The 24,534-nt window shown below is 66.0% G+C and carries 41 protein-coding genes and 1 pseudogene; 25 read left to right on the forward strand and 17 right to left on the reverse strand.

The window, feature by feature from the left end; genetic code table 11:
• The 17 genes and pseudogenes from ACFFJC_RS10460 to ACFFJC_RS10540 all read right to left on the reverse strand — a co-directional run.
• Positions 1-644 (reverse strand): site-specific integrase (locus tag ACFFJC_RS10460; RefSeq protein WP_512700638.1); only part of this gene is annotated, 644 nt, incomplete at its 3' end.
• 29 nt (positions 645-673) lie between these two features.
• Positions 674-841, reverse strand: a pseudogene (locus tag ACFFJC_RS10465) (helix-turn-helix transcriptional regulator); the annotation flags it as partial.
• Positions 823-1,389: a hypothetical protein gene (locus ACFFJC_RS10470; protein WP_379487451.1), complete on the reverse strand. Its 567-nt coding sequence runs from the start codon at positions 1,387-1,389 to the stop codon at positions 823-825. The gene ACFFJC_RS10470 and the pseudogene ACFFJC_RS10465, both read right to left, overlap by 19 nt.
• Positions 1,386-2,234, reverse strand: coding sequence for a hypothetical protein (locus ACFFJC_RS10475; protein WP_379487452.1), 849 nt, complete (start codon positions 2,232-2,234; stop codon positions 1,386-1,388). The genes ACFFJC_RS10470 and ACFFJC_RS10475 overlap by 4 nt, the downstream gene beginning before the upstream one ends.
• The gene (locus ACFFJC_RS10480) at positions 2,192-2,788 is read right to left on the reverse strand and encodes an MT-A70 family methyltransferase (RefSeq protein WP_379487453.1); all 597 of its coding nucleotides are present in this window, start codon (positions 2,786-2,788) and stop codon (positions 2,192-2,194) included. Before ACFFJC_RS10480 ends, ACFFJC_RS10475 begins: the two co-directional genes overlap by 43 nt.
• Positions 2,785-3,486: a hypothetical protein gene (locus ACFFJC_RS10485; RefSeq protein WP_379487454.1), complete on the reverse strand. Its 702-nt coding sequence runs from the start codon at positions 3,484-3,486 to the stop codon at positions 2,785-2,787. The genes ACFFJC_RS10480 and ACFFJC_RS10485 overlap by 4 nt, the downstream gene beginning before the upstream one ends.
• A complete protein-coding gene (locus ACFFJC_RS10490; RefSeq protein WP_379487455.1) occupies positions 3,486-3,644 on the reverse strand; it encodes a hypothetical protein in 159 nt (52 codons plus the stop codon). The genes ACFFJC_RS10485 and ACFFJC_RS10490 overlap by 1 nt, the downstream gene beginning before the upstream one ends.
• Positions 3,641-4,537, reverse strand: coding sequence for a phage Gp37/Gp68 family protein (locus tag ACFFJC_RS10495; RefSeq protein ID WP_379487456.1), 897 nt, complete (start codon positions 4,535-4,537; stop codon positions 3,641-3,643). The genes ACFFJC_RS10490 and ACFFJC_RS10495 overlap by 4 nt, the downstream gene beginning before the upstream one ends.
• Positions 4,537-5,355 carry a hypothetical protein gene (locus ACFFJC_RS10500; protein WP_379487457.1) on the reverse strand — a complete coding sequence of 273 codons (819 nt, stop codon included), beginning with the start codon at positions 5,353-5,355 and terminating at the stop codon, positions 4,537-4,539. The genes ACFFJC_RS10495 and ACFFJC_RS10500 overlap by 1 nt, the downstream gene beginning before the upstream one ends.
• Before the next feature lie 2 nt (positions 5,356-5,357).
• Positions 5,358-6,542: a DNA polymerase III subunit beta gene (locus tag ACFFJC_RS10505; protein ID WP_379487458.1), complete on the reverse strand. Its 1,185-nt coding sequence runs from the start codon at positions 6,540-6,542 to the stop codon at positions 5,358-5,360.
• A 23-nt stretch (positions 6,543-6,565) separates the two neighbouring features.
• Positions 6,566-7,942, reverse strand: coding sequence for a hypothetical protein (locus ACFFJC_RS10510; RefSeq protein WP_379487459.1), 1,377 nt, complete (start codon positions 7,940-7,942; stop codon positions 6,566-6,568).
• Between the two features lie 297 nt (positions 7,943-8,239).
• Positions 8,240-8,476: a hypothetical protein gene (locus ACFFJC_RS10515; RefSeq protein ID WP_379487460.1), complete on the reverse strand. Its 237-nt coding sequence runs from the start codon at positions 8,474-8,476 to the stop codon at positions 8,240-8,242.
• 97 nt (positions 8,477-8,573) lie between these two features.
• Positions 8,574-8,909: a hypothetical protein gene (locus ACFFJC_RS10520; protein ID WP_379487461.1), complete on the reverse strand. Its 336-nt coding sequence runs from the start codon at positions 8,907-8,909 to the stop codon at positions 8,574-8,576.
• Positions 8,906-9,160, reverse strand: coding sequence for a hypothetical protein (locus ACFFJC_RS10525; RefSeq protein ID WP_379487462.1), 255 nt, complete (start codon positions 9,158-9,160; stop codon positions 8,906-8,908). Before ACFFJC_RS10525 ends, ACFFJC_RS10520 begins: the two co-directional genes overlap by 4 nt.
• 118 nt (positions 9,161-9,278) lie before the next feature.
• Positions 9,279-9,656, reverse strand: coding sequence for an HIRAN domain-containing protein (locus ACFFJC_RS10530; RefSeq protein WP_379487463.1), 378 nt, complete (start codon positions 9,654-9,656; stop codon positions 9,279-9,281).
• Positions 9,657-9,674: 18 nt separating this feature from the next.
• Entirely contained in the window at positions 9,675-10,586 is a 912-nt protein-coding gene (locus ACFFJC_RS10535) for an LAPAL motif-containing putative phage structural protein (RefSeq protein WP_379487464.1), read from the reverse strand.
• A 67-nt stretch (positions 10,587-10,653) separates the two neighbouring features.
• On the reverse strand, positions 10,654-11,376 hold the full coding sequence (locus ACFFJC_RS10540) for a S24 family peptidase (RefSeq protein ID WP_379487465.1): 723 nt from the start codon (positions 11,374-11,376) through the stop codon (positions 10,654-10,656).
• Between the two features lie 99 nt (positions 11,377-11,475).
• Here ACFFJC_RS10540 and ACFFJC_RS10545 point away from each other — a divergent pair, with 99 nt between their 5' ends.
• The 25 genes from ACFFJC_RS10545 to ACFFJC_RS10665 all read left to right on the forward strand — a co-directional run bounded on the left by ACFFJC_RS10545 (position 11,476) and on the right by ACFFJC_RS10665 (position 24,519).
• Positions 11,476-11,688, forward strand: a complete 213-nt coding sequence (locus ACFFJC_RS10545; protein WP_379487466.1) for a hypothetical protein — start codon at positions 11,476-11,478, stop codon at positions 11,686-11,688.
• The gene (locus ACFFJC_RS10550; RefSeq protein WP_379487467.1) at positions 11,685-11,936 is read left to right on the forward strand and encodes a hypothetical protein; all 252 of its coding nucleotides are present in this window, start codon (positions 11,685-11,687) and stop codon (positions 11,934-11,936) included. Before ACFFJC_RS10545 ends, ACFFJC_RS10550 begins: the two co-directional genes overlap by 4 nt.
• Positions 11,933-12,241: a hypothetical protein gene (locus tag ACFFJC_RS10555; RefSeq protein WP_379487468.1), complete on the forward strand. Its 309-nt coding sequence runs from the start codon at positions 11,933-11,935 to the stop codon at positions 12,239-12,241. Before ACFFJC_RS10550 ends, ACFFJC_RS10555 begins: the two co-directional genes overlap by 4 nt.
• Before the next feature lie 147 nt (positions 12,242-12,388).
• Positions 12,389-12,808 (forward strand): hypothetical protein, encoded by a 420-nt coding sequence (locus ACFFJC_RS10560; protein ID WP_379487469.1) that lies wholly within the window; start codon positions 12,389-12,391, stop codon positions 12,806-12,808.
• Between the two features lie 4 nt (positions 12,809-12,812).
• The gene (locus ACFFJC_RS10565; RefSeq protein ID WP_379487470.1) at positions 12,813-13,040 is read left to right on the forward strand and encodes a hypothetical protein; all 228 of its coding nucleotides are present in this window, start codon (positions 12,813-12,815) and stop codon (positions 13,038-13,040) included.
• Positions 13,041-13,047: 7 nt separating this feature from the next.
• A complete protein-coding gene (locus ACFFJC_RS10570; protein ID WP_379487471.1) occupies positions 13,048-13,833 on the forward strand; it encodes a helix-turn-helix domain-containing protein in 786 nt (261 codons plus the stop codon).
• Positions 13,830-14,162 carry a hypothetical protein gene (locus tag ACFFJC_RS10575; protein ID WP_379487472.1) on the forward strand — a complete coding sequence of 111 codons (333 nt, stop codon included), beginning with the start codon at positions 13,830-13,832 and terminating at the stop codon, positions 14,160-14,162. The genes ACFFJC_RS10570 and ACFFJC_RS10575 overlap by 4 nt, the downstream gene beginning before the upstream one ends.
• A complete protein-coding gene (locus ACFFJC_RS10580; RefSeq protein ID WP_379487473.1) occupies positions 14,159-14,989 on the forward strand; it encodes a hypothetical protein in 831 nt (276 codons plus the stop codon). The genes ACFFJC_RS10575 and ACFFJC_RS10580 overlap by 4 nt, the downstream gene beginning before the upstream one ends.
• On the forward strand, positions 14,979-15,401 hold the full coding sequence (locus ACFFJC_RS10585) for a hypothetical protein (RefSeq protein ID WP_379487474.1): 423 nt from the start codon (positions 14,979-14,981) through the stop codon (positions 15,399-15,401). The genes ACFFJC_RS10580 and ACFFJC_RS10585 overlap by 11 nt, the downstream gene beginning before the upstream one ends.
• On the forward strand, positions 15,398-15,679 hold the full coding sequence (locus ACFFJC_RS10590; protein ID WP_379487475.1) for a hypothetical protein: 282 nt from the start codon (positions 15,398-15,400) through the stop codon (positions 15,677-15,679). Before ACFFJC_RS10585 ends, ACFFJC_RS10590 begins: the two co-directional genes overlap by 4 nt.
• The gene (locus ACFFJC_RS10595) at positions 15,676-16,038 is read left to right on the forward strand and encodes a hypothetical protein (RefSeq protein WP_379487476.1); all 363 of its coding nucleotides are present in this window, start codon (positions 15,676-15,678) and stop codon (positions 16,036-16,038) included. The genes ACFFJC_RS10590 and ACFFJC_RS10595 overlap by 4 nt, the downstream gene beginning before the upstream one ends.
• Positions 16,038-16,235 (forward strand): helix-turn-helix domain-containing protein, encoded by a 198-nt coding sequence (locus ACFFJC_RS10600; RefSeq protein ID WP_379487477.1) that lies wholly within the window; start codon positions 16,038-16,040, stop codon positions 16,233-16,235. The genes ACFFJC_RS10595 and ACFFJC_RS10600 overlap by 1 nt, the downstream gene beginning before the upstream one ends.
• Positions 16,225-16,719, forward strand: a complete 495-nt coding sequence (locus ACFFJC_RS10605) for a hypothetical protein (RefSeq protein ID WP_379487478.1) — start codon at positions 16,225-16,227, stop codon at positions 16,717-16,719. Before ACFFJC_RS10600 ends, ACFFJC_RS10605 begins: the two co-directional genes overlap by 11 nt.
• Positions 16,716-17,426, forward strand: a complete 711-nt coding sequence (locus ACFFJC_RS10610; RefSeq protein WP_379487479.1) for a terminase small subunit — start codon at positions 16,716-16,718, stop codon at positions 17,424-17,426. The genes ACFFJC_RS10605 and ACFFJC_RS10610 overlap by 4 nt, the downstream gene beginning before the upstream one ends.
• The gene (locus ACFFJC_RS10615; RefSeq protein WP_379487480.1) at positions 17,410-18,936 is read left to right on the forward strand and encodes a terminase; all 1,527 of its coding nucleotides are present in this window, start codon (positions 17,410-17,412) and stop codon (positions 18,934-18,936) included. The genes ACFFJC_RS10610 and ACFFJC_RS10615 overlap by 17 nt, the downstream gene beginning before the upstream one ends.
• On the forward strand, positions 18,923-19,108 hold the full coding sequence (locus tag ACFFJC_RS10620) for a hypothetical protein (RefSeq protein ID WP_379487481.1): 186 nt from the start codon (positions 18,923-18,925) through the stop codon (positions 19,106-19,108). The genes ACFFJC_RS10615 and ACFFJC_RS10620 overlap by 14 nt, the downstream gene beginning before the upstream one ends.
• 2 nt (positions 19,109-19,110) lie before the next feature.
• Positions 19,111-19,296 (forward strand): hypothetical protein, encoded by a 186-nt coding sequence (locus ACFFJC_RS10625; RefSeq protein WP_379487482.1) that lies wholly within the window; start codon positions 19,111-19,113, stop codon positions 19,294-19,296.
• Positions 19,297-19,407: 111 nt separating this feature from the next.
• Positions 19,408-19,545 carry a hypothetical protein gene (locus ACFFJC_RS10630; protein ID WP_379487483.1) on the forward strand — a complete coding sequence of 46 codons (138 nt, stop codon included), beginning with the start codon at positions 19,408-19,410 and terminating at the stop codon, positions 19,543-19,545.
• A complete protein-coding gene (locus tag ACFFJC_RS10635; RefSeq protein ID WP_379487484.1) occupies positions 19,545-21,203 on the forward strand; it encodes a portal protein in 1,659 nt (552 codons plus the stop codon). The genes ACFFJC_RS10630 and ACFFJC_RS10635 overlap by 1 nt, the downstream gene beginning before the upstream one ends.
• Complete coding sequence (locus tag ACFFJC_RS10640; RefSeq protein ID WP_379487485.1) at positions 21,203-21,544, forward strand: hypothetical protein; 342 nt, start codon at positions 21,203-21,205, stop codon at positions 21,542-21,544. The genes ACFFJC_RS10635 and ACFFJC_RS10640 overlap by 1 nt, the downstream gene beginning before the upstream one ends.
• On the forward strand, positions 21,537-22,355 hold the full coding sequence (locus ACFFJC_RS10645) for a hypothetical protein (protein WP_379487486.1): 819 nt from the start codon (positions 21,537-21,539) through the stop codon (positions 22,353-22,355). The genes ACFFJC_RS10640 and ACFFJC_RS10645 overlap by 8 nt, the downstream gene beginning before the upstream one ends.
• 3 nt (positions 22,356-22,358) lie before the next feature.
• Positions 22,359-23,381, forward strand: a complete 1,023-nt coding sequence (locus ACFFJC_RS10650; protein ID WP_379487487.1) for a major capsid protein — start codon at positions 22,359-22,361, stop codon at positions 23,379-23,381.
• 25 nt (positions 23,382-23,406) lie between these two features.
• Positions 23,407-23,838: a Bbp16 family capsid cement protein gene (locus ACFFJC_RS10655; protein ID WP_379487488.1), complete on the forward strand. Its 432-nt coding sequence runs from the start codon at positions 23,407-23,409 to the stop codon at positions 23,836-23,838.
• A 14-nt stretch (positions 23,839-23,852) separates the two neighbouring features.
• Positions 23,853-24,167 (forward strand): hypothetical protein, encoded by a 315-nt coding sequence (locus tag ACFFJC_RS10660; RefSeq protein ID WP_379487489.1) that lies wholly within the window; start codon positions 23,853-23,855, stop codon positions 24,165-24,167.
• A gap of 43 nt (positions 24,168-24,210) precedes the next feature.
• Positions 24,211-24,519: a hypothetical protein gene (locus ACFFJC_RS10665; RefSeq protein WP_379487490.1), complete on the forward strand. Its 309-nt coding sequence runs from the start codon at positions 24,211-24,213 to the stop codon at positions 24,517-24,519.
• Positions 24,520-24,534: the final 15 nt, after the last annotated feature.

Consider the following 24,534-nt stretch of genomic DNA (forward strand, 5'->3'; position numbering starts at 1 on the left):
GCCGAGCGGCGCTGGCCGCTGAGGATCGCGAATTCGACGACAGGCTTGAGATCGTCGGGCAGGGCGTTGAATAGACGCAGCTGCTCGTCGGCGCCCAGCTCGCGCACGCGTTCGTTGTTCTCGGGCAGCCTGAGGTCACCCCAGTCGATCTCACTGACCATATGGTCGCGGGCGACGTGGCGCCAGACGCGCCGCGCCAGCTCCCATTCGCGATTTACCGTGGCATTAGCGACGAGGGGGGAGTCCTTCTTCGCCGAGCGCGCCTTCTTCATGCCGCGCCGTCTGGCGATGTAGCCGCGCAGCATGGTCTGGGTGATCTCGCTGAGCAGACGATTTGCGCCGAGCATCTCGCAGAGGCGGGCGAGCTGGGTTTCCGTGGTGCGCTGCGATTTCGACAGCATCCCATCGCTATTCTTCTTCGCGGGCGTCTCGATCTTGTCGCGCCAGTAGGCCTGGCATGCATCGTCGAGCGTGATCTCGGGCTTCTTGAAGCGACCGCTGGCGATCTGGTGGACCAGATCGTCTATGAACTTTTGCGCCTTTCGCTCAGACGTGCAGCCCGTTGAGCCATGAAACCGCCGCTTGTTGCGCTGGAAGTCGTACTGCCAATACGGCGACCGAGGGTCTTTGATCGGCTTGGGCATTGTTCGTCTGTGTGCTTTCTTTTTTCCAGGAACTCGTCGCAGTCGGCTTCGTCGTACCGGACCACGCGATCACTGATGGCGATGTATCGGATCTCGCCTCGCTGGCGCAGCTTGCGTAGGGTCCGCTCGCTGATGTGCAGGCGTGCGGCGGCCTCGCCAGAGGTCAGGAGGCGAAGGGTCATAGACCTATCTCCCATGCCTTGATGCCGCGCAGTTCGATCGCCTTCGTCGCGCGCGAAATTGTGCGCTCGGCGTTACGCAGGCGAATTTTCAGGAGGTCAGTGTCGCGGTTGACGTTGCCGCTGTTGCGGATCAGCGAGACGACCAGTTCCCAGGTCGGAGCATCCTTGTCGCGATAAGGCGCGGGAACGACCGTCTTGAACGAACCCTCGCGCCATTCGATCAGGCCTGCCCAATCCGGCACCTCATCGGGCTTCAACAGGCCCGCAGGCGTGACGTAATAGAATTGGTCCGAGAACAGGCGAGCTTCGCGCTGCTTGACCGCGTTATCGCGGCGGAAGTCGGCGCGAGATATCTTGATCTCGTACGCCCGCGCCTTGAAACCTGCCGACGAGTTGGCGCTGATGGTCCAGAGGTCGCAACGGCGCGCGCCTTGGCAAAAGGCAAGCTCGGTGGCGAAGATTGCATCACCGAGTGACGCGGCCAGCGCCTCGACGATCTGCTGAGCAAGAGGGAGGGCGCCGTCGTCGGCCTGCGTGACGCTGCTCGGCAAGGGCGCGATCATGCCGCGCCTCCCGCATCGATGTTGCCCTGGTACACCTCGAAGGTGACGGCCACGACCCACGGGTTGTCGACCCAGCGCTCGCCCTCGGCGGTGTGGAGGCTGTTCCAGAGCATGTGGTAGGCCTGCTGCGGGTCGACGCCCCAGACGTCCGCACCGACGGCCTTCATTCCCGGGACGGTCCACACTCCTTCCATGTCGGAAACCGGAATGCCCTCCTGCCGGGCCCAGCGGTAATCCTCCTCGGTCGGGTCCTGCCAAACCACGCCCTCTGCCTTTGCATCAGCCTCGCTGCAATCCTGCAGCCGCTGGACGCGCACTTCTGTGACCGCGAGCCACAAGCGCGAGGCCCAGCGGGGCATGTGAATCGAGGGAACTCCCTTCCCGCGCAGGCCTGTCGGGCTCGCACCTTCCTTCTGGCCGTAATTGAACAACTTGAGCCATTTCAGCCCCGCTGACGGGTCGTTGCCGATCGGTAAGAAAGCGTCGTTGGCAAGGAAGCGGACGCCGTCCATGCCGTCCTCCGACAGTTCCTCGGCGCGACAGGCCTCGCGAACGTAAAGGCGGTCGCCAGAGGCATAAGGCAGGTGAAAGCGCTCGCTGCTGTTCCAACTGCCGTTCGCGCGCCAGTAGTAGGCCTGCCCGTGCTGGGGAGCGCCTGTGCAGTAGTCGCCCACATGATCGACCCGCTTGCCTGCTGCACCTGTATCGCCCGGCTGCGGCTTCAGAAGCCGCCGCGTCTGCGTCTTCCGCCCGGCGATGAGCGCGCGCACCATCGGCGCGCTGAAGATGATGCCTTTATCTGTCACGCCGCTTCGCTCCTGAATTTGCCCACCTCGTTCCCCCATGCATCCCAGCCCGGCCAAGCCTGCCGGGCGAACAACTCGGCGAAGCGGATCGCCCGCGGCGCCAGGCGGCGGCAGTAGTCGTACTGTTCGTCGGGCTTGCGACTGTGGCCGCGGGCCTCGGCGTCGATGACATCGAGGTCTTCGGTCTCGATAATGTTGCGCACGTTCTTCGCCGTCAGCGGGCTCCCGAGAGTCCCGATCAGGTAAGGTTCGCTGGCGCTGCGCAGGACATAGCCCGTGCCGAACGCCGACTTGCCGTGCTTCGTGCGCTTGTGCCATGCGCCGCCGGTGACGTAGCGAAAGCCCCACGCCTCGAGCAGGCGGATGGATTCGCGGAGCGTCGGCCAGCACGCCCACAGCATCAGGATCGTATCGCCGCGCCCGAGCTGTGACACGGGGAGGGCTTCAAGCTCCTCCCACGTCATAGTCGGGTACTGCGCCTGCGGGCTCTTGCCCTCGCCGGCCGTCGAGTAGGTCTCGAACCGGGTTGCCGGGTCGGCAATGATGACGTCGTAGCCGAGCGGCTGGAGTGAGGGGAACGGCCAGGGGGTCATGCTTCCTCCAACATCGGGAAGAAGTCGGTCTGTGCGGGCTCGACGTGGCCCGGGAGCAGCGCGCCCCACTGTGCCGCCATGGCGAGCGCTGGACCGGGGAAGGTCTGGCTGCGAGCACGGGCGCGATCGGCGCCGTGCTTGCCCCAGCCAGAGTGACGGTGGACAGCGCTCCAGGCCTTGTGCTCGTCCGTGCCGGGCTTCGGCGGAGTCAGGCGGTTGGTGGCCTGCAGCGGCGGCAACTCGACAAGTTCCAGCCCGATTGCCTTGAAGAACGGGTCACCGAACCACCATGGCTGGATGAACTGCACTCTGCCTCGGCCGGTGAGGCGGATGGCATGCTTGTGCATGATCGGGTTCTCGATCGCCCGGCGATGGATCTGGCGAGCATCGCGCAACGTACGGTAGAAGGCGGCGGCCTGTTGCAGTTCGGCCCAGCGCTGCGGATCGGGACCGTTGATGCGCTTGCCCCTGATGTAGAGCCACTTCGCGCCCGAGTTACACAGCACGGTGCATGGCGGGTGCATCACGGCCAGGAGGTCCCACCCGTCGTCCAGATGGTCTCGCACGTCACCGCGGATGTGGCGGTTGCTGCCATCGTCGGCCGGCGCGATGTCGCAGGACCAGGCATCGTGCCCAGCGGCCAAGAAGGCGCGCCGGACCACGCCGGATCGCTCGCAGGCGATTAGGACGCGGCCCATCAGGAGATGCCTTTTGCGGCACGGCTGTTCGAGCCGTTGCGCGTCCAGCACGGCCGAGTGCAGCTGCAATGCTTGGCGGGAATGGCGCCGTCGCCGCGCACCGCCGCCTGGATCTCCAGCAGCAGCGAGCACGGGGCGAAAAGGTTCAGCTGGCTCACGCTACCATCGCCTCCGGAAAGCCGTTGTGCTCGGAGCCGTCTAGCAGGCGGCCGGCTTCCTTCTTCCCGACGCGGACAAGTTCCGCGATGTGCGGTGCGCCGCCGTGCACGACACGGGTTCCATCCAACATGAGGGAGGCCGCGGGCGTGAGATCTCGGGAAAGTTTCACGTGATCGAGCGGCGCCCACTCGCCCCACTGCTTGAACAGGAACGGCACGCCTGCCTCCGCGCACTCGTCGCGCAGGGCGCGCACCCAGTCGGGATGCATCGGCCGGGCGCCGGGGCCGCTCTCGCCGCCCACGATCACCCACCCGACATACTGATGCCAGGCGGGATCTGCGGCAGCGAGGCTCACCTGTCCGAGCAGGGGTTCCATCGACAGGAACGGCTTGAGCTTGGTGACGGCAGCGACTGCGCGGATCTTCCCCAGGTCGCGAGCGGCCTCTTCCTGGTTCACGATCGTTGCGCCAGCCCGCACGTTGGCAGGTACGTCGTACGAGAACATGTTCGCCAGCATGTCGACGGCGTTGCCGATCCGCTTGGTGAGCAGCAGCCATTCGAGGGAGGGCGTATTCAGGATCGTCGCGCCCAGACGTCCGCGCCAGGCGTCGTCTGCCTTGTTGTCGAAGACGTCGGCCAACGAACTGCAGAACACGCGCTGGTGCCGGCCATGCTTTGCGCGGAACGTTTCGGCGGCGCGCTCCCACTTGCGCGGCTGGGACCAGGTGCCATCTGCAGTCAGGACCGGGCGGCGCCCCCACACGGCGCGCTTGTGCCGCACCTCCATGAGGGTCTGCGCATAGCAGTGGTCGCAGCCGGGCGAGACCTTCGTGCAACCGATCCACGGGTTGAAGGTGTGGTCGCACCACTCGATCTTGGTGTCGGTGGCCATTACGCTGCCTCGCCTTTCCGCATTTCGCGATACGCTTCGAGCATGGCGGCGCTGATCGCCTCGATGCGGGAGAGCGCTGGATGCTTGCGGCGGTGGTCCATGCCATGGAGCTCCCAGTCGCCCGGCTCGGCATCGGACAGCGTCTCGATGAACAGGTCAGGGTCGCCGCCGTTCAGATCGCCGTCGCGGTAGATTGCGATCAGAGCTTTCAGCAGTGTCGCCGCCGTGGTGACGGCCTTGTCGGGATAGGCTTCGCGCAGCGCGGTGAGCGCGTTGCGCACCACGGCCTCGCCATGAGCCGCGACGGCGCGCGCCAGCATCGGCGCGCAGCCGAGGTCGCCCGGGTGGTAGGCAGAGGATGCCCCGTGGCTGCGGATGCGCCAGCCGGTCTCCTGGAGCAGGATCTGCGTCGCCTTCGCACTCTCGTCTCCGGCGGCGAGCATGCCGTTGAAGATGTCCGCTTGGCTCAGCTTCTGGCGGCGCGTGTTGAGGGCGACGAACGTCTCCGCCTCTCCCGCCCGGTCGCGGTCGGAAACGACGACGCAGGGTAGGTGCGGGATGTCGCCGCGCTCCTCGGCGCCCTCCTTGCGGTGCTGCCCGTCAAGCACGTAGAGCGATCCGTCGGCGCGGCGGCTGACCACCAGCGGCTGGCACAGCGCCCAGTCCCATTCCTTGACCATGCCGAAGATGACCTTGCGGCTGTTCGGCCCGTCCGTGGCGCGCTGGTACGCCGCGTCGACATTCAGGCGGTCGACGGCGATCCATTCCAGCGAAGGGGGGGCGCCCTTCTGAGGCCCCGCAGTCGGAGACTTCGCCATCGTCACACCCGCGTCGGCATGAGGACGGCCTTGAACGCGGTATCCGCCGGATCGGTGAACAGCGTCGGGCCTGCGCCCATTGGCGCGCTCACCTGCATCGCGACTTCGTCACCGTGAAGCGCGCCCATTACCCCGATGAGGTAATTTCCGTTGAAGCCGATTTGCGCACCCTCGGCGGCGCCGGCGTCGTGCTCGGCGTCGATATGGAACACGCTCCTGCCGAGATCCGGGCCGTCCAGCTCGATAGCCAGCTTGCCCGCAGGAAAAGTGATCTTCACCGCGCCGTATTTGCTGAACGTGAGCGGGCGCAGGGCCTGGATGGCGCGGACCATTTCGGCACGGCGGAAGCGGGCGAAATTTGTGAACGAGGTAGGGACAACCTTGAGGTAGTCGGGATACGTCCCGTCGATCAGCTTCGAAGTCAGGCTGTAGTCGATGCCCGCGAGGTCTCCGCGGAGGCTGATGAGCACACCGCCGCGCTCCAGCGGGAGGGTGGGCCCTTCCTTGTTCGGCACGGCCTGGTGGCCGTAGGAGAGGCGCAGGCCGTCCTGGGCTCGCGCGAAGTGCTGCAGCACCAGATGCACGAAACGGCGGGGCAGGATCGCCATGTCGGGCAGATCCCCGGCCGCGTCGGGTAGAGGTACGTCGACCATCATCAGGACGTGGCCGTTCGTAGCCGCGAACTGATAGGTCCAGTCGCTGACCTTCCGCACGCAGATGCCGTTCAGGTAGTAGCGAGTTTCCTCGCTGCTGATGGCCGCGGTGACGCGGCGGATCTGCTTCAGTTCACCGGCGCTGAGCGTGGCCCCGAAGTCCTCGAATCCTACCGGCCCCACGACGGGGAAGTCGTCAGCAGGGAGGGAGCGCAGGTGGCTGTCGAGAAGACCGGTGCGCAGATGAACGCCCGCATCTTCCTCGAGCGTGAGCTCGACGCTCTCGCCGCCGGCGGAGTTGATCGCAGCGCGCACCCGGCGCGGCTGAGGCAGGGTGAAGTCGCTGCTCCCGTCGCCCTGATAAGCCAGCTCCGCGCGGCTATGGGTGTCGAGGTCGGTCCCCTCAAGGCGAAGGATTCCGTTGGCGGTCACCTTGAGGTTGCCCAGAATGGGAATGGTCGCCCCGCGGGCCTCCACGACGGCTCCGGCAAGATCGAGGGCGCGGGAGAACTGCTTGCGGTCAACTTGGATCATGTGCGGAAATCCTTGGGAAGGTGTCAGTGGGCTCGCGACGCGAGCGCCTGCTCGCCGAACAGCGCCTTGAACCGCTCGCCGTAGTGCCCGAAGGCAGAGGACAGCACGGTCGCGAGGGGAAGTTCGTCGGCGTCGCGGTCCAGGCCGGCGTCGGCCATACCCTGGCGAGTGCCTTCCTCGCAGGCGCCGGTGATGAGGCGGAAGTCCTCGATCAGGACGGTGCCGCGTTCCTTGATCTCGGCGACCAGTTCCTCCTCGTCGAAGTCGTGCTCCATCGCCTTGAAGCGGACGTCGCGCATCGCCTGCTCGATCGTCGCGCCGTGCGCGAAGTGCTCGCCCTGGTGCGCGACATAGCAGGGCTTGAGATCGGCGATTTCACCACCAGCGAAGTAGGCCGCGCTGTAGATCGTGGTCTCGCCCAGCTTCCGTTCCGACCGGATGAGCATGGTGTAGCCGTCGATATGCTTCAGCCGGATGCGCTCGCCGCGGTAGGACTGGTATTCGTCCGTCAGGCTGCTGAGGTAGACGTAGCCGCCGTTGTTGAACGCCGCGCTCTCGGGGAGCGTCGTCAGGCTGCGGAGGTCGACGTAGCCGCCGTTGTTGAACGCCGCGCTCTCGGGGAGCGTCGTCAGGCTGCGGAGGTCGACGTAGCCGCCGTTGTTGAACGCCGCGCTCTCGGGGAGCGTCGTCAGGCTGCGGAGGTCGACGTAGCCGCCGTTGTTGAACGCCGCGCTCTCGGGGAGCGTCGTCAGGCTGCGGAGGTCGACGTAGCCGCCGTTGTTGAACGCCGCGCTCTCGGGGAGCGTCGTCAGGCTGCGGAGGTCGACGTAGCCGCCGTTGTTGAACGCCGCGCTCTCGGGGAGCGTCGTCAGGCTGCGGAGGTCGACGTAGCCGCCGTTGTTGAACGCCGCGCTCTCGGGGAGCGTCGTCAGGCTGCGGAGGTCGACGTAGCCGCCGTTGTTGAACGCCGCGCTCTCGGGGAGCGTCGTCAGGCTGCGGAGGTCGACGTAGCCGCCGTTGTTGAACGCCGCGCTCTCGGGGAGCGTCGTCAGGCTGCGGAGGTCGACGTAGCCGCCGTTGTTGAACGCCGCGCTCTCGGGGAGCGTCGTCAGGCTGCGGAGGTCGACGTAGCCGCCGTTGTTGAACGCCGCGCTCTCGGGGAGCGTCGTCAGGCTGCGGAGGTCGACGTCGCCGCCGTTGTTGAACGCCGCGCTCTCGGGGAGCGTCGTCAGGCTGCGGAGGTCGACGTAGCCGCCGTTGTTGAACGCCGCGCTCTCGGGGAGCGTCGTCAGGCTGCGGAGGTCGACGTTGTGGAAGCCATTGACGTCCACGGCGTCATCGGCGCGGGTGTAAACGTACCCCTTGCGATCCAGCAGGGCGCAAAAATCGTTGATGTTCATGGGTCAGCTCCTTGCTGGAAAATAGTCAGCGCCCGCGGCTGGCGACCTGCTCGCGCGCCTTGCGCAGCGTCAGTTCGACCAGGGTGGCGAGCATTTCGGGTGGAGGCACGTCCGGCAGTCCGGTTGCGCCCCGCCAGACGCGTGCCAGATAGGCTGCGACAGCCTCCGTCTCGGCTGGTGTGAGGCGGAGGTTGCCCGCGGCAGCACCGGAGGCCGCGGGCAGTGGGGGCAGTCCCGGAACGGCGGGGGGCGGGGCGTTCCGGCCGGTGCTTTGGGAGAGGGGTGGACGGGGCGCGGTCATTCGCCGCGCTCCCGCCCGGTGCGACCCGATAGGCGGTCGGGATGGAACAGGATGGCCGCAGCGGCGGCGGCGCAGATCGAGCTGATGGCGAACGCGCCGCCGAACATCGCCGGCCAGAACAAGTCCGACAGCACGAAGGCCCTCACGTCCGGGCTTTCGAGCAGCAGCGGCGTCCAGGCATGCGCGGTGAATGCCACCAGCGCGATCGCCAGCATGACGGCGATGCGCTTCACAGTTCACCTCGCCGGAGCATGCGCTCCACCATGTAGTCGAACAGGTCGACGAAGTTGTCGAACTCGACCACGTGGCCGGTCGCGAGACGCAGCCGGATCACGCCGCCACCTGCCGGGCAGCGTCACGCTGCCGCTCCAGGGCGCCGAGCATGCGGCGCACGTCGGCGATCTCCATGGTGATGAGGTCGACCTTCTCCGAGACGTGGAACGCCTCGTTGTCGATGCCGTCGTGATAGCGGGCCGCCTTGGAGAACGGGAACAGGCCCGCCTCGGCGATGTTGCGGGTGTAGCCGTTGGCGCCGCCCGTGGCGCCGCGGCAATGCCACATGTGCCACTTGCGCGACCAGATCAGCCAGCAGGCCTGGCTTTCGGGGGTGGGCGTCAGCTTGCGCAGGAACCGCCCGTTCCGGGTGCGGAGGCGGGGCAGCTTCATGCCATCCGCGCCTTGATCGCGCTGGGGACGTCGAAGCCCCAGTCCTGCAGCGTCATCTCGGCGGCGATGATGGCGTAGTCGAGCGAGTAGCCCGGCTTCACCTGCTCGAGGTCGATGGCGCTCAGCAGGTTGGCGATGACCCGCGCGGCAATGACGCGGTCGTTGTCGGCCGCGCGCCGGTCAACAAACGACACCGGCTCGCTGCCGGTATCCGTGCCGCGCGTGACGGTGAAATAGGATGCGGTCTGCATCGGCGATCTCCAACGAATTCCCGGCAGGTCTGCGCTTGCGGCTCACTGCTGGACTGCTGAAGATGGCTTAGTAGGACCAGTCCTACCTGTCAATCGAATTAAGTGGGACCAGTCCTACCTACTCGTCATCGTAGATCTCGTCGGGGTAGAAGTCGGGCTCGGGAGCAGGTTGCGGCCGCGTCGCCGGCAGCTCAGGCGGCTGGCCATCGAATGCAACGCGCGCCACGGCGCCGTAGGGCGTGGCCTCCTGGAAGATGGCGTTAACGGTGTGGCCCTGCCGCAGGAGCTGGGCGATCCGCACGGCGCGCTCTGACGAGACGTACCCGATCTGCACGCCGCGCTCGGAGTAGACGGCAATCGCGTGCTCGTCGGCTGGGTTATCGGGCTCCGGCCGCAGCACCAGAGGATCGCCCGGCGCGCATAGCGCGATCTCGAAGCGCCGGCCGGGCATCTTGCCCTTGTTGGGGTAGTCGGCGCCGACGATGGCGAGGGACACGGCCAATATGCCCATAGTTCAATCTTGTGGGTAAAAGTTGAGCTCTATCTGGCGAGAAGCAGGTCGATGATCAATCACCTTTTCTACGATATGCTCTGTGACGAGGCCCTTGCTTGTTTGCTTCTGAACGAACCTGACTTCGCAAACAAGTACATCGCCCTTTGCGAAACTGACAAGGTTGTTGTTCACCTTCGACAAGAAGGATTCATCGGCGATTGTGGCACTTATCTGATTTTGGCCGTCATGGAGCCGCCACTTGTTGTCTTCTTTGAACGCTAGCGCCACGATCGAGAACGCCGATTGCCGAACATCATCGATCAGGATTTTGTCTTCGATAGATGGCGTTCGAAAGAAGTGTGCCTCCGGCTTCGTCACCCGCGCAGTTTCGGTCCCTTTGTCGAAGAATATGACCTCATCGATGCCTGGGGTCTCCAACGGGCGTTCAACAACTCGCTCGACTGCCGAGCGGACAGCTAGGTCCTGGTACAGGCGCAAGAGCTTTAGCGGAACGTCGAACGTGTTGTCGCTGATGGTGATACGCACCATGCCGGCGGGCAGGCGTTCGATTTTGTCAGGTGTTCGCCCGCGCATGAACTTGATGAGCTTGATCAAGCTCCAAGCCGCGCCTGCACCTCCGATGAGCAGCTCTTTGAGGTTGATGGCGGCGGCTATCTCGTCGCCAGTTAGAAGTGCGATCCCTCGTTTGATGATGCTTTGGACGACGTCGAGGTCAATGGAAAAGCACCCTGGTTCATGGGCACGAACGTTGACGGAAACTTGGGTTGCGTCGCCATTGAGCGCGTGGTTCGCCGCATCGAACAGCTCTCCGAGCGCAAGCAGCGCGGGAGCTAGGTCGCGCACGTCCATGGTGTGCTCAGCCAGCGCGGGGCCGTCATAGTTCACCGAGAAGCGAGCGTGTGACACGTCCATCCTTTAAGAATCCTCTACCGCCTAGTCCAGCAGCGATGACCAATTTGCCGTCATTCACTCACAATGATTAGATGCCCCTCGCCAGCCAGATAGCCCTGCCTTGGATCCGCAGATCCGCAGCATCCACCTCCATATCCGGCACGTTCGGGTTGTCGGAGATCACCAGCACCCGGCTACGGCCCACATTGCGCAGCCGCTTGAGCCCGGCGGCGCCGTACACGTCGATCCAGTAAACCGCGTCCTGCCGGGCGAGCTGGCGCTCCGTCGTGTCGATCAGGATGACATCGCCCCAGTTCAGCGTCGGATACATGCTGTCGCCGATGCCGGTGACCAGCTTGAGGCGGTCCGACGCCGTGCGGGTTACAGAACGGATGAACGCCAGGTCGAACGCGACCGGCTCGGCTTCAACCCAGTCGTCGATGTGGGTTCCCGGGCCCATCGAGAGGGACAGGTCCAACTTCTGGATGTAGACGACGTCCTCGGCAGGCACGATGTCCGCAACTGAGCGCGCGCCGGGCACGGCGGTTGCGACGCTACTGCCGACGGGTTCCACCGGCTCACCGGCAATTGCTCGCTCGAACAGTTGGCGAGGCTGGCCGAGGAGCTCGGATATTGCGTTCAGCTGCGCCAAACTTGGGTTTTTGCTCTTGCCGCGGTCGATATCGTATATCGGCTTCCCTTTGGTGCCGAGTTTCTCCTGCAAGATTTTATCGTAGTGATCGCGCTTCTGCGGCATGAGTGCGACGGCCGCACGGATGAATTGCTGTAAGGGCGTGGCGTCGTCTCGCATGTAGGTCGCATCCCACTTTCCGCGGACCGGCGGAAGGTTAGGACTTATCCCATCACATCCTATTGACGGTAGGACGTGTCCCACTTTATAAGCCGGGCCATGTCCAAACATCATCCTGAGCTTCTCGCCGACATCGAAGCGTTCGTGGCGAATGCTGGCATGACCGAGATCACGTTCGGCCGCAAAGCCATGAGCGACCCTCACTTTGTGCGGGACATTCGAAACGGCCGCCGGCTCTGGCCGGAGACTGAAGCGAAAGCGCGCGACTGGATGCGCGGCTGGTCTCCGGAGCATCAGGACGCGGCCGCATGAGGTCGAGGGTCCAGGATGCAGGCGACCACGCGGCGTTGTGGCTCATCACCAAGGCCGCGGCCAGCCGGCTTGCTTGCCCATCGAACGACGCTCTCGCCGCGGCGATCGGCGCACGCGGCGCGGCGGCTGGCGCGGCGGCTCTCAGGCGCCTGGAGCTGCGAGGCGCCATTACTGTCGAGCGGCTGGCGGGCTGGCGCCTCGTGACCGTCGTCGAGTTCGGCTGCCGCACGGAGGGCGAGGACGCATGACCGCCCTGTGCCCGCATTGCCGCGGCGACATCAGCGAGGACGCGGCGATCCGGCGCGGCCCGTGGTGGCTGCATCCGGCAGGGGCCTTCTACGACGGCAACCAGGTGAACCTGTCGCGCGCGCAGGCGCGGGTGCTCTACGCGATCGCCCGCGCCGATGGCCGCCCGGTCAAGCATCACAATCTGCCGGGATGCGGCGAGGGCACGCTTGCGCACCACGTGCGCATGATCCGCAAGGCTACCGGCGAGCGGTTCCCGATTACGGGCAGCACGGCCGGCGGGTTCTCCTGGGCCGGGTCGACATGAAGATCGTGGGCGCCCTGATCCTGCTCTGGCTGGCGCTCGACCTGCTGGTCGCGCCGGCACTGGCGCGGCTGGCACGGCGATGACGCCGCTCGTTCTGCTTTCGTTCGACCCCATGCATTCGCTCTAGTTCGCAGGCGCAACATAATCATGGCCAGCAATTCGGCATCGCAACAAGATCTAGCGGACCGCCTGTCGGAGGTTCTGCGCAAGCTCAGTCGGGACGGCGTGGACCTGCACGTCCTGGCCCGGAAGGTGGGTGAGGAGCGGCGCGACCTGCTGCGGTGGGCCGGCGGCACCACAATGCCGGCGCACGTACTGGTGGCCCTGCTGGACGAGCTGCCGCGGCACCATGCCGACTACCTGATCGGTGCGACGCAGCTGCGCCTCGTGGCGCGGGACGAGGCCCCGAACCTGTGCGCCATGAAGGCGGCTGCGGCGACTGCCTCGTTCGCCGCCGAGGTGGCGCAGCGGATGGCGGATGGATCGTGGTGTCACCGCGACGATGCCGAGAGCAAGGAGGATGCCCGGGAGACGATCACCGTGCTCCAGCAGTACGTCGGGGATTGAGGCAGTGAGGAAGGCCGACGTCGACATCCCGGGCATGCCACCGACGAAGCCCAGCCTGGAGCGGCTGGAGGAGATCGTGCGCCTTTGCGAGCAGCGCGATCGCCGGGCCGACGTGAAGGTCGCTGCGGCCGCCGCCGAAAAGGCATCGGCGAAAGCCGCGCTGATTCGGGCCAGAGAGGCCCGAGACCACTGGATCGCGAACAACGACGATCCCCAGATGATTATGTTCTGAGGCGACCATGACCACAACAGCGCCTGAGCGCACGTACAACGCCACCGTCGACTGGTTTGGCGTCAGTGGGATGCCCGATCGAATGCCGGCCGAAGCCCAGGCCTACGCCAGGCGGCTCACCCGGTATATCTCCGACGCTTCCACCGTGCGGGCGCGGACACTGGAAGAGTTCGGCCAAGCACCGCCGGTGGAGAAGATCCGCGGCTGGCGCGCGGAGCGGGTCGCTGAGATCGAAGGGAGGCGCGCCGCGCGAAAGCCCGACGAGTTCGTGAACATGGAGGGCAGGGCGGCCAACGAAGACGAGCTCGAGATCGATCTCGATGCCCTTGGCGCGGCCATTGCGGCGCGGCTGGCGAAGCTGGAGATCGTGGACACGGTGCCGGCCGTTCCGTTGCGGCCGAGCGCCGCGCCGCTCTCCCCCGACCTGCAGCAGACGCTGGCGCGACCGATCAGGGGCCAGCCGCGTACCCATCGGGAGGTTGTCTCCCACTGCGCCAGGCGGTTCGGATTGAAAGCCGAAGACCTGTTGGGGAGCTCGCGCAAGCGCCCTGTCGTCCGGGCGCGACAGTTCACGGCAACGCTGCTTCGCGCCCGAGGCAACAGCTACCCGGCGGCTGGCCGGTACCTGGGCAACATGGACCACAGTACGGTGATCCACAGCGTGCGCACCCTTTTCCTGGTGGGCATGCAGGATCCTGACACGGTCGAGGCCTGGATGGAGTTGGCGCCGTGCGCGACGAAGTTTGCGCGATCTCCCGAGGAACTCGACCTGATGCTGGGGCTGACCCCATGATCGAACTTCCCTTTCCTCCCTCGTCCCTCTCAGGCCACGCAAAGGGGCATTGGCGGCGCAAGGCGGCAGTGACGAAGAAATGGCGAGCCTGGGCGTTCGCGGCGGCCCTGGCGGCCAAAGTGGAGGCGATAGCGCCTGAGGGCGACATCCGGGTCGTCGTGACGTTCTACCCGCCGGATCGGCGTGGAGACCGAACAAACTATCCCAACCGCATGAAGCCGATCTTCGACGGCATCGCGCAGGCTTTGCGGGTGAACGACCGTCGGTTCGTGCCGACGTTCGTTTTCTGCGAGCCGGAGAAGCCCGGGAGGGTCGAGATCACCCTATGAGCGGCTTTGCGCTCCTATTCCGCGAGGCGGCCGACCACCCGCTGCTGGCGGGCGATTCGGCGCGTCTCGGCGCGTGGGCGTGGCTCGTCCTCAAGGGGTGCTGGAAGCCGACCAGGTTCCGGGTGGGCGGGAAGGTCGTCGAGCTGGATCGGGGGCAGCTTTGCGTCTCCCGATCCCAGCTGGCCGACGCGTGGGGGTGGTCGCCTTCGTCGGTGGAGCGGTTTTTGACCCGTCTCGAAACCGAACAGATGATCGGACGGGAAACCGGACAGGGGCGAACGATCATAACGATCTGTAATTACGCGAAATATCAGGACGTGGAAGCCAAGGCCGGACAGGCAGCCGAACAGCCTGACGGACAGGCACCGGACAGCGACCGGACAACTAAAGAACAAATAAACCATATAACCAAAGATATTCCGTCTCCTAACGGAGACGGGCGCGGCGAACCCGCGCCGCTCGCTGATGACATGGCTGCATCGATTTTCCGGACTGGTTTGCTGATCCTCTGCGAGGCCGGTCACGAAGAGGCTGCAGCCCGCCGCGTCATCGGCAAGTGGCGGAAGAATTACAGCACCGGCTCTGTGCTCGGCGTGCTCGCCAGCTGCCGTCGGCAGGCCGCGCCGCCGTCTGATCCCATCGAGTGGATCGTGAGGGCACTGGAGAACGAGAAGCAGCGCGCGGCGGGCCAAGTCTCTCTCAACCAAGGTCCGGCCCCGGAGCGTAAATCCGTCAGGGAGCTCGGGATGGAGATGGCAGCACGGAAACGCAGCGAGCGGCTAGCCCGGGAAGAAGAACAGAAGAGGATCGCATTCAGTGCAGGATGAAACCGAGATCGAGATGTCGGCGATGCTGTCAGCGAGCCTTGCGCTAGTGAAGCCAGCGGGGATGACCGAGAAAGAGGCCCAGGACTGGCTCGATGCGGCCTATGACGCGCTGTCACACCTGCCTCTGTACATTTTCCGCGATGGAGTGCGGTCAGCGCGGCTGACGTGTGATCATCCGGCCAAGGTCGTCCCGGCCGTCATCGCGGCGACGCGCGAGTTGATGGTGTGGCACAATCGGCCAAAGACGCCTCCGGTTCTTCGCTTGGTCTCGCCAGTGGTGCCTCCGCGCGACGAACCCCTGCCGGACCCAGAGACGCTGATGCCGGCTCTCAAGCGTATCGGGCTCCAGCAGGGGTGGATTGTCGAAACGTCTGACGGACGGCTGCGCTGGGCTCAGGAGACGGCCGCGTGATCCGCGTCAGCGCCCATGCGATCGAACGATACATCGAGCGCGTGGCAGCCGTCACCTACGAGGAGGCGCGCGCCGCATTGTCGTCGCCGGTGATCGAGCGCGGGGCCGAGTTCGGTGCGCACTACGTGCGTCTCTCCGGCGGCCAGCGCGTCGTCATCGCGGACGGCGTTGTCGTCTCGGTGCTGCCCGCCTCGCACTACCGCCGGCAAGTCCGCCGGCTTGGCCTTAGCCGATATGGGTGCGCGAAGCGCCCGCACATCCACGACGAGGGGGAATGACCATGCGCTCCATCAATCCGCGCACCGGCACCGAGATGACGCCGAGCGAGACGATCGTCTACGACGAGCTATGCCGGGCCGCCGAGGCTGGCGAGCCCTGTCCGCTCAACCTTGACCTCGAGATGATGATCGGCTGCAGCTCCTCAAGCGGCGCGCCCAAGGTGGTGAAGCGCCTGGAGCAGCGCGGGCTCATCGTGGTCGTGCGCTACCAGCGATTCAGGCAGGTGAAGATCTGCGCTACCGGCCAGTGGACCATGAAGGCGCCGAACCAGCAGACGACGAGCACCCATGTTCCGCGCGGCTGCGGCGCTGGCTCGCGCGCCGGCGGCAGGGTGTCGGTGCGGCGGGGGGCGCTGTGATGAAAGACGACCTTCTCCATGGCGCGCAAGCTGCCGCTGATTTCCTCGGGATCACCCGTAACCTTGTCTACAAACTTGCCGATAAGGGTGAGATTCCCGTCATCCGCAAGGGCGGCGCCATGTTCTTCCGCAAAAGCGAATTGGAAAAATCATTTTCGTCAAGTAGTGACTTGGGAGGGATGGGCGATGAACGGTAAGTTCAATGTGAAGACCGAAGAATTGCTTGCAGCATTGGCTTACGAATATGCGATCCCTGGCCATAGAATGGTCGCGTTTGCTAGCAGGCTGAGGCATCTTCATCGGCTAGGGTTTCTATGCTCCTCTCGCGTTGGCCGGGGAAAGGTGCAGACCTATAGTGTGCAAGACATTCAGCTTGTTGCTGTCGCATTCTACCTCCAGTCGCAGGGGATGCGGCCTGAGATTGTCGTAGGCGCTGCTGATACAGTCCTTTGCGAGCACCTCCGGCATAAGTCTGACTGTATTACCGTCACCTTGTCGGGCTTCGATGAAATTCCAAAGGCCGTCGTTGAGGTTGGTTCTCACTGCGGACTTGTGGTCAATGTGGCGAAGATCATTGAACGCCTTTTGGAAGCTATCAGTGTGACGCGAGCGCATCGAGGCGACTCTGCCAAAGCTCAAGGAATGCGGGCCGCCGGGCAACGGGAGGCGGTTCCGGGATGAAGCTGAACGCGAAACAGCAGCGTTTCGTCGAAGAGTACCTCGTCGATTTCAACGCGACGGCGGCCTACATCCGTGCCGGCTATGCCGCGCGCGGCAACAGCGCTGAGGCGAGCGCCTCCAAGCTCCTCAGAAATCACAAGGTGCAGCAGGCTATCGCGGCCGGGCAGGCGGCCCTCTCCGAGCGCACCGAGATCTCGCAGGACATGGTTCTCGAGCGCTGGTGGAAGATCGCGACCGCCGATCCGAACGAGCTGGTTCAGTTCCGGCGGACCTGCTGCCGCTACTGCCATGGCGAGGGGCACCGGTGGCAGTGGATCGACGCCGAGGAGTTCGCCCATGCCGTCCGCGCGGCGATGTCGGCCAGCGCCGACGATGGGCCGCGAGCGATCCCCTCCGACGAGGGCGGGTTCGGATACGACAACAAGGCGGATCCCCATCCCGACTGCCCGCAGTGCTTCGGCGAGGGCAAGGCCGAGGTGCACGCGATGGACACGCGCAAGCTCAAGGGCTCTGCGCGCCTCCTCTACGCCGGCGCCAAGCTCACCCAGGCTGGCTTCGAGATCAAGATGATGGACCAGGGCAAGGCGCTGGAGAACGTCGCGCGCCACCTGGGCATGTTCAAGGACAAGCTGGAACTGGAGGTGAGCGACGATCTCGCCTCGGTGCTCGCCGCGGCTCGGGAGCGTGCCATTGGCCAGCGCGGCTAACCTCAGCAAGGCGGACTTCAAGCGCCAGGTCGCCGAGGATATCGGCGCGTTCACGCACGATCCGCTTGGGCACACGATGTATGCCTATCCGTGGGGTCAGGCCGGTACGGAGCTCGCCGACAAGACCGGCCCGCGCGAGTGGCAGGGCTGGGTCATGGGTGAGATCCGCGACCACCTGAGCAATCCGGAGACGCGGTTCGACCCGCTACGCATCGCGGTCGCCTCGGGCCACGGCATCGGCAAGTCGGCCCTGATCGCCATGCTGGCCAAGTGGGGCATGGATACCTGCGTCGATACGCGCATCGTCGTCACGGCCAACACCGAGGGCCAGCTGCTCACCAAGACGGGGCCGGAGATCGCCAAATGGTTTCGCCTCGCCATCAACAACGATTGGTTCAAGGTGAACGCGACGTCAATCGTGTCGACCATGCCCGGGCACGACAAGGGTTGGCGCCTGGACCTTGCCACCTGGTCGGAGCACAACACCGAGGCGTTCGCGGGCCTGCACAACGAGGGCAAGCGGATCATCCTGATCTTCGACGAAGCCTCGGGTATCCCGCCGGCGGTGTGGGAGGTGGCGCTAGGCGCGCTCACCGACGCGGGCACCGAGATCATCTGGCTGGCGTTCGGTAACCCGACGCAGAACACCGGCGATTTCCGCGAGTGCTTCGGCAAGAACCGCAAGCTGTGGAAGACCAGGCAGATCGACAGCCGCACGGTCGAGGGCACGAACAAGAAGTACCTGCAGGAGATCGTCGACACCTACGGCGAGAACAGCGACATCGCCAAGGTGCGCGTGCGCGGCATGTTCCCGTCGGCCTCGTCCATGCAGTTCATTGCGGGCGACGTCGTCGAGGCGGCGGCGGTGCGCGAGATCTCGCCGGGGCTTGCGTCCGACCCGGTGATCTTCGGCGTCGACTGCGCGCGCTTCGGGGACGATCACTCGACGCTTGCCATCCGCTGCGGGCGCGATGCCCGGTCTCGGCCGTGGAAGCGCTGGCACCATCAGAACAGCATGCTGGTCGCCGGCGACATCGTCCTCCAGGCGCAGCAGTGGCATCCCGATGCGATCTTCGTCGACGCCGGCAACATCGGCGCTGCCATCATCGACCGCCTGCGCCAGCTGCTGCCCGACACGCCGGTGTTCGAAGTGTGGTTCGGGTCTACGAAGGTCCGTCAGGCCATGTACAATGGCAGCCCGACCAACGTCTTTAACAAGCGGGCCGAGATCTGGACCAACATGCGCGAGTGGCTGAACGGCGGCGCCATCCCCGACGATCAGGGGCTCAAGGACGACCTGACCAATCCGCTCTACAGCTTCGGCGGCGACGACGTGTCGATCCAGCTCGAGCGCAAGAAGGACATGAAGAAGCGCGGCCTGCCTTCACCCGACGACGGTGATGCTCTGGCCGTCACCTTCGCGGAGCCGATCGCGCCGCGGCATGTGCCTGGCTACGTGAACCCCGAAAACTACGGCTCCGGAGGATACGACCCCTATGCAGACCTCTGACCAGGCGTTCGAGGCGTGGCTGAGATCCCTGCCGTCGCTCGGCTACGAGCGGCAGTGGGTGGTGAACAACATCGGCGCGCTGGAAAAGCGATTCCGCGCCACGGGCGGCGCACCGATGCCGCCGTGCCCGGAGCCGTCCCAGCCCAAGTACGACCCGTACAGGGGGCTCTGAGCATGCCGCGCTACATCGTTCGCCCTCGCGCGGATGCGGACTGTGACTGGTGGGAGGGCGAGCGCCTGGAACCCGTGCCTCTCGCCGATATGCCTGAGCCCATGCGGACTGGGCTGCTTGATGCCAGCGGCAACGAGATTTGGCGGCTGCCGCGCCCGATCGGCTTCGGACGCGACGACGAGTGGTAGGCCCGCGCGATTCAACCTCCGGCTGACCGGCTGCATACCGCCTCCTGACCACAGGAGGCCACCATCTGCACCAGCACCCCTGACATCGCGAGCGTGCCCGAGCGGCAGGCGATGAAGCTGCCGGACAACGGCGCGCCCGAGGGCTCGACCCAGAACAACCGCCAGCGCCGCGCGATCATCGCCGGCCTGATGACGTCGCCCCAGGGCACGGTGGGCTCACCCACGGTAGGGACGCCGACGCTCGGCTGATGACCAGCCTGCGGGAACACTGCCGGATCCGCCTCGAAGCGCTCAAGGGCGTGCGGCAGGACTACGAGGCGGAGTGGCGCGACATTGCCCGCTTCGCCCAGCCCGCACGCTCGCGCTTCCTGGCCTCCGAGCAGAACAAGGGCTCCAGGCGCCGGATGCGCAACAGCCGCCTGCTCGACCCGCACGGCATCGAATCCTTCCGCACGCTTGCCAACGGCATGACCAGCGGCCTGACGCCGTCGTCGGCGCCCTGGTTCACGCTGAAGCTCGCCGACGAGGGGTTGAACGAGCTGCCCGGCGTGCGCGCGTGGCTCTCGGACTGCGAGAAGGCGATGTACGCCTTCCTCGCGCGGACCAACTTCTACGCCGCGGCCAAGTCCGGCTACGCGGAGATGGGCCTGTTCGGGACTGAGGGCTGCGTGATGGTCGAGCACGCGACCGCTGGCGCAGTCTGCCATTCGCTCACCGCCGGCGAGTACTGGATCGGTCTGTCGGATGCGCTGACGCCGGACACGCTGGTGCGCGAGTGCACCATGACCGCGCGGCAGATGGTGCAGGCGTTCGGCAGCAAGGCGCCCACGCTGGTCCGGCAGGCCTATTCCGGAAAGCGCAGCGACCAGGTCTTCACCTACTACAATCTGATCGAGCCCAACCGGGAATACGACCCGCGCCGGTTCGGCTCCAAGCCGTGGGTCTCGGCATACTGGCTGCCCGAGGCCCCGCGCGACGAGATGATCGACGTGCGCGGTTACAACGAACAGCCGTTCTGGGCGCCGAGGTGGGGCACGGTGGGCGGCGACACCTACGGCGTCTCTCCGGGCATGGAGGCGCTCTCCGCGCTGCGCGAGCTCCAGTTCCATTCCAAGCGGCTGAACGAGGCGACCGACAAGCTGGTGAAGCCCGAGATGCTGGTGAAGCAGGGGGTGCGCGTCACCGGCGAGCCGGGCCGCAACGTCAGCGTCGGTAGCCTCGACCAGTATACGGCATTCCCTGCGTACCAGATGCCCTATCAGGTCATTTCCGCGATCGAAGGCAAGATCGACAAGGTCAAGCTCCAGGTCGACAGCGCCTCCTACGCCGACCTGTTCAACGCGATCACCAACATGCGCGGCATCCAGCCCCGCAACATCGAGGAGATCGCGAGCCGCAACGAGGAGAAGCTCACCCAGCTGGGCCCGACGATCGACAGCGTGAACGGCGAGAAGCTGCACGTCGCCATCGACCGGGTCTGGGGGATCATGTGGCGTGGGCGTCTGCTGCCTCCGCCGCCGGCCGCGCTGGCCGAGCTCGGCGGGGCCAGCATCACGGTCGAGTTCGTCTCCATCCTGGCGCGCATGCAGCGCGCCGTGGGCGCGGGCCAGATCGAGCGCGCGCTCGGCATGGCCGGCAATCTTGCTGCCGCGGCGCCGTCGGTGATGGACAACGTCAACACCGACGAGGCGCTGCGCGAGTACTACGACCGGCTGGGCGTGCCGGGCCGCATCATGCGCGACCCCAAGGATGTCGAGCAGATCCGCGCCGCCCGGGCGCAGCAGGAGCAGATGGCGCAGGCGGCGGCCATGATGCCGGCCGTGCGCGACGGCGCCGACGCGGCGCGGCTCCTCTCGGAGACGGACATCAGCGGGCGACCCGCCCTCGACGCGATGCTGGGGGCGTGATGGTGGAGCTATCCCGCGAGGACGCTGAGCATCTGCTCGCCCAGGCACCATTTCGACGCTTCCTTTTCGCCGCGATTCAAAGCGCCGGGATCCTCAGCCATGAAGGCCCTGCTCATGGGCCGATACAGCGCGACCTCAGCTACATCGAGGGGCGCCGGAGCCTGGGGTTCGAGATCCTGCTCATGATCGAGCAAGGCCAGCCTGAACCGCTCCGCACTGCCGGGGCGCTGGCCACGATCGATGCTGCGATCCGCGAAGCGATGAACCCCGACCCCAAGGAGAAGTCCCGTGACAAAGCGCCCAAGTATGACCGGTATGCCGACATCGGCGATGATGACTAGCCCTGCGGCCCATGTGGCATTCCCGGGCATTCGTCCGACCTCGATCGAGCGCCAGCGTGGCCGCCTGCTGCGCGCGCCCGATCACGACGCCGGCACCGCCGAAGCGCCGGCCCCGTCGCCGAGCCCGGCCCCTGCGGCCACCGAGCCGCCCGCCGCAGACCAGGCCCCGCCCGCGCCCGCGGGAGAGGCGGAGGCGGCCGAGGCCGAGACCTCGCTCCTTGGCGATGCGGTGGCGAACAAGGATGGCGCGGCTCCGACGCCGCAGTCACCCGCTGACCCGCAGGCGCCTGCCGATCGTGCCGCCGAGACGCCGCCGGCGCCCGAGCATGTCGTGCCGGAGGCCTACGAGCTGTCGGTGGAAGGGCTGGAGCTCGATGCCACCGCGGTCGAGGAGGCGACACCTGTCTTCAAGGAGCTGGGCCTGTCGAACGAGCAGGCGAACAAGCTCATGCCCGAGGCGGCGAAGTTCCGCGACCGGGTCGCCAACTCGACGCTGCAGGGCATCGTCGATGCGGGCGCCAGGCAGAAGGCCGACTGGGCCGAGGCCACCCGCTCCGATCCCGAACTCGGTGGCGCGCGGCTCGAGGAGACACTGCACCTCAGCGCCAAGGCGCTCGATGCTCTCGGGTTCACCGAGGGCCACGAGTTTCGCCAGGCGCTCACCGACACCGGCTTCGGCAATCATCCCGGCATGGCGCGCGTCCTGCGCTCGCTTGGCGAGATGATCTCCGAGGACGGGTTCCCGCGCTCCGGCGCGGGAGCGTCCACCCTGTCCGCGAAGGACATCCTGTATCCCAAGAAGGGGGATTAACCGATGGCCACCATTGGCAACACCTATATCCAGCTCATCGACGCGCTGAAGGCTGGCGACATGGCGCGGGCCGTCGTCGTGAACGCTCTTCGGAAGATCTCGCCGGTCAAGGCCGACGCGAACGTCATCACCTGCAACCAGGGCACCAAGCACAAGCACATGGTGCTGACCGGCCTGCCCACGGCCGCATGGACGGCGCTCTACGAGGGCATCCCGCAGAGCAAGGCCGGCTACACGCAGGTGGAGGATACCACCGGCATGCTGCAGGGGCGCTCGTCGGTGGACACGCGCCTGCTCGACATCTCCAAGGATCCCGAGGCGATCCGCATGATGTACGCGACCCCGCACCTGGAGACGATGGTGCAGGAGTTCGAGAAGACGTTCTTCTACTCGGACGTGTCGGTGAACGGGCGCAAGTTCCACGGCCTGGCGCCGCGCTACTCTTCGCTCACGCAGGGCAAGGCCTCGTCGCAGATTGTCGACGGCGGCGGCGCCGGTTCCGACAACACCTCGATCTGGTTCGTCACCTGGGGTGACCACGCCACCTCGCTCATCACGCCCGAAGGCATTCCGGCCGGTGTCCAGCGCGAGGACAAGGGCGAGCAGCGCACGCTCGACGAGAACATGAACCCCTACTACGTGAAGGAAGAAATCTTCACGGACCACGTGGGCACGGCTGTCGCCGACTGGCGCTACAACGCGCGCATCGCGAACATCGATGTGTCGGACATCAACGGCACGGACATCAACGACCTGATGATCTCGGCCTACTACAAGCTGCAGGGCACGCGGACCTATGATCGCAGCACCGGCGATCCGCAGTTCGACATGGGCAGCACCGGGCGCACGGTGATCTACATGAACCGTACGGTCATGGCTCGGCTCGATCGCCAGTCGCGCGACCCCAACAAGGGCGTTCGCCTGACCGAATCGGAAGGGATCGACGGCCAGATGCTGACGACCTGGCGCGGCCTCCCGATCCGCGAGACCGACAGCATCCTCAACACCGAGGCCCGCGTCGTCTGACGCCGGTAGCGAAAGGAGCACTCACATGATCTTCGACAAGCAGACGCTGCTGAGCGACGGCCAGGCCATCACCGCGGACGCACCGTCGACCAACATCATCGACCTGGGCGCCACCGGCACGCCGTTCGGCTCCGCGGTGGCTCTCGTTCGCGACATCGGCAAGGGGGACTGCAAGGTTCCGCTGGCCATCATGGTTGCAGCCGCCTTCAACAACCTGACGTCGCTGCGCCTGGTCCTCCAGGTGGACAACGACCCGGCCTTCGGCTCGCCCAAGGCCGTGGCGGAGCGCACCTACCTGTTGGCCGAGCTGGCCGGCGGCATGCTCGAGTTCCCCGACGGCTTCGTCGAGGGAACCAACGAGCGCTACGTGCGGCTCTACTACGACATCACCGGGACCGCGCCGACCACCGGCGCGATCACGGCCGGCGTCGTGGCCGCCCGCCAGACCAACTTCTGATCGGAGGCACTGCGATGTCCAAGGAAGCAACCCCCAAGACGTACCGCGCCACCGCCGACGGCTTCGACGGCAAGCGCTACATCAACGCCGGCGAGACGTTCACCACGACGGCTCCGAAGGGATCGTGGATGGAACCGGTGGGCGAAGAGAAGGCCGGCCAGAAGGCGGCGCGCGTCGCGGCCGACCCGAACAGCCGCCAGGATCCCGACTACGACAAGCTGGATCTGAAAGCCCTGCAGGCCATCGCCGCGGAGAAGGGCGTTCCGTTCGAGGGCGTCAGCCAGAAGGATCTTGCCGCCGCGCTGCGCGCCGCTGCCGTCGGCAAGTGACGGGGAGGCCCGGGCGCCTTCTCCCGCCCGGGCCGACTTCGCAATGCTCCAGAAGCAAGGCAACCCCCTCAACAGGTCCCGCATTCCAGAGCGGCGCGAGCAGGTCACACCGGGGCCGGTCCGCGCCGCTTCTGGCATCGAGATCGGGCTGCTTGCCGACGACGTGTCGGCGGTGGAGGCCCGGACCGACAATGTCGAGGCGCGACTGGCGTTCGCGGAGGCGGACATCGATGCGCTGCAGGCGCTCGTCTCGGCGCAGGCGGCAACCATCGCCGACCATGAAGCCCGCATTGCCGCCTTGGAAGCGGCCGCTGCCGATCATGAGGCCCGGATCGCAGCCCTCGAGCCGTAGCGATTCAACACCCAG

This window comes from Novosphingobium soli, assembly GCF_042432915.1.
Classification (GTDB): domain Bacteria; phylum Pseudomonadota; class Alphaproteobacteria; order Sphingomonadales; family Sphingomonadaceae; genus Novosphingobium; species Novosphingobium soli.

Excerpts from the sequence above, each read along its gene's own strand:
- ACFFJC_RS10470 (WP_379487451.1), bottom strand. The coding sequence starts at position 1,389 with ATGATCGCGCCCTTGCCGAGCAGCGTCACGCAGGCCGACGACGGCGCC.
- ACFFJC_RS10475 (WP_379487452.1), bottom strand. The coding sequence starts at position 2,234 with ATGGGGGAACGAGGTGGGCAAATTCAGGAGCGAAGCGGCGTGACAGAT.
- ACFFJC_RS10480 (WP_379487453.1), bottom strand. The coding sequence starts at position 2,788 with ATGACCCCCTGGCCGTTCCCCTCACTCCAGCCGCTCGGCTACGACGTC.
- ACFFJC_RS10485 (WP_379487454.1), bottom strand. The coding sequence starts at position 3,486 with ATGGGCCGCGTCCTAATCGCCTGCGAGCGATCCGGCGTGGTCCGGCGC.
- ACFFJC_RS10495 (WP_379487456.1), bottom strand. The coding sequence starts at position 4,537 with ATGGCCACCGACACCAAGATCGAGTGGTGCGACCACACCTTCAACCCG.
- ACFFJC_RS10500 (WP_379487457.1), bottom strand. The coding sequence starts at position 5,355 with ATGGCGAAGTCTCCGACTGCGGGGCCTCAGAAGGGCGCCCCCCCTTCG.
- ACFFJC_RS10505 (WP_379487458.1), bottom strand. The coding sequence starts at position 6,542 with ATGATCCAAGTTGACCGCAAGCAGTTCTCCCGCGCCCTCGATCTTGCC.
- ACFFJC_RS10510 (WP_379487459.1), bottom strand. The coding sequence starts at position 7,942 with ATGAACATCAACGATTTTTGCGCCCTGCTGGATCGCAAGGGGTACGTT.
- ACFFJC_RS10520 (WP_379487461.1), bottom strand. The coding sequence starts at position 8,909 with ATGAAGCTGCCCCGCCTCCGCACCCGGAACGGGCGGTTCCTGCGCAAG.
- ACFFJC_RS10525 (WP_379487462.1), bottom strand. The coding sequence starts at position 9,160 with ATGCAGACCGCATCCTATTTCACCGTCACGCGCGGCACGGATACCGGC.
- ACFFJC_RS10535 (WP_379487464.1), bottom strand. The coding sequence starts at position 10,586 with ATGGACGTGTCACACGCTCGCTTCTCGGTGAACTATGACGGCCCCGCG.
- ACFFJC_RS10540 (WP_379487465.1), bottom strand. The coding sequence starts at position 11,376 with ATGCGAGACGACGCCACGCCCTTACAGCAATTCATCCGTGCGGCCGTC.
- ACFFJC_RS10545 (WP_379487466.1), top strand. The coding sequence starts at position 11,476 with ATGTCCAAACATCATCCTGAGCTTCTCGCCGACATCGAAGCGTTCGTG.
- ACFFJC_RS10550 (WP_379487467.1), top strand. The coding sequence starts at position 11,685 with ATGAGGTCGAGGGTCCAGGATGCAGGCGACCACGCGGCGTTGTGGCTC.
- ACFFJC_RS10555 (WP_379487468.1), top strand. The coding sequence starts at position 11,933 with ATGACCGCCCTGTGCCCGCATTGCCGCGGCGACATCAGCGAGGACGCG.
- ACFFJC_RS10560 (WP_379487469.1), top strand. The coding sequence starts at position 12,389 with ATGGCCAGCAATTCGGCATCGCAACAAGATCTAGCGGACCGCCTGTCG.
- ACFFJC_RS10570 (WP_379487471.1), top strand. The coding sequence starts at position 13,048 with ATGACCACAACAGCGCCTGAGCGCACGTACAACGCCACCGTCGACTGG.
- ACFFJC_RS10575 (WP_379487472.1), top strand. The coding sequence starts at position 13,830 with ATGATCGAACTTCCCTTTCCTCCCTCGTCCCTCTCAGGCCACGCAAAG.
- ACFFJC_RS10580 (WP_379487473.1), top strand. The coding sequence starts at position 14,159 with ATGAGCGGCTTTGCGCTCCTATTCCGCGAGGCGGCCGACCACCCGCTG.
- ACFFJC_RS10595 (WP_379487476.1), top strand. The coding sequence starts at position 15,676 with ATGACCATGCGCTCCATCAATCCGCGCACCGGCACCGAGATGACGCCG.
- ACFFJC_RS10600 (WP_379487477.1), top strand. The coding sequence starts at position 16,038 with ATGAAAGACGACCTTCTCCATGGCGCGCAAGCTGCCGCTGATTTCCTC.
- ACFFJC_RS10605 (WP_379487478.1), top strand. The coding sequence starts at position 16,225 with ATGAACGGTAAGTTCAATGTGAAGACCGAAGAATTGCTTGCAGCATTG.
- ACFFJC_RS10610 (WP_379487479.1), top strand. The coding sequence starts at position 16,716 with ATGAAGCTGAACGCGAAACAGCAGCGTTTCGTCGAAGAGTACCTCGTC.
- ACFFJC_RS10620 (WP_379487481.1), top strand. The coding sequence starts at position 18,923 with ATGCAGACCTCTGACCAGGCGTTCGAGGCGTGGCTGAGATCCCTGCCG.
- ACFFJC_RS10625 (WP_379487482.1), top strand. The coding sequence starts at position 19,111 with ATGCCGCGCTACATCGTTCGCCCTCGCGCGGATGCGGACTGTGACTGG.
- ACFFJC_RS10630 (WP_379487483.1), top strand. The coding sequence starts at position 19,408 with ATGAAGCTGCCGGACAACGGCGCGCCCGAGGGCTCGACCCAGAACAAC.
- ACFFJC_RS10635 (WP_379487484.1), top strand. The coding sequence starts at position 19,545 with ATGACCAGCCTGCGGGAACACTGCCGGATCCGCCTCGAAGCGCTCAAG.
- ACFFJC_RS10640 (WP_379487485.1), top strand. The coding sequence starts at position 21,203 with ATGGTGGAGCTATCCCGCGAGGACGCTGAGCATCTGCTCGCCCAGGCA.
- ACFFJC_RS10645 (WP_379487486.1), top strand. The coding sequence starts at position 21,537 with ATGACTAGCCCTGCGGCCCATGTGGCATTCCCGGGCATTCGTCCGACC.
- ACFFJC_RS10650 (WP_379487487.1), top strand. The coding sequence starts at position 22,359 with ATGGCCACCATTGGCAACACCTATATCCAGCTCATCGACGCGCTGAAG.
- ACFFJC_RS10655 (WP_379487488.1), top strand. The coding sequence starts at position 23,407 with ATGATCTTCGACAAGCAGACGCTGCTGAGCGACGGCCAGGCCATCACC.
- ACFFJC_RS10660 (WP_379487489.1), top strand. The coding sequence starts at position 23,853 with ATGTCCAAGGAAGCAACCCCCAAGACGTACCGCGCCACCGCCGACGGC.
- ACFFJC_RS10665 (WP_379487490.1), top strand. The coding sequence starts at position 24,211 with ATGCTCCAGAAGCAAGGCAACCCCCTCAACAGGTCCCGCATTCCAGAG.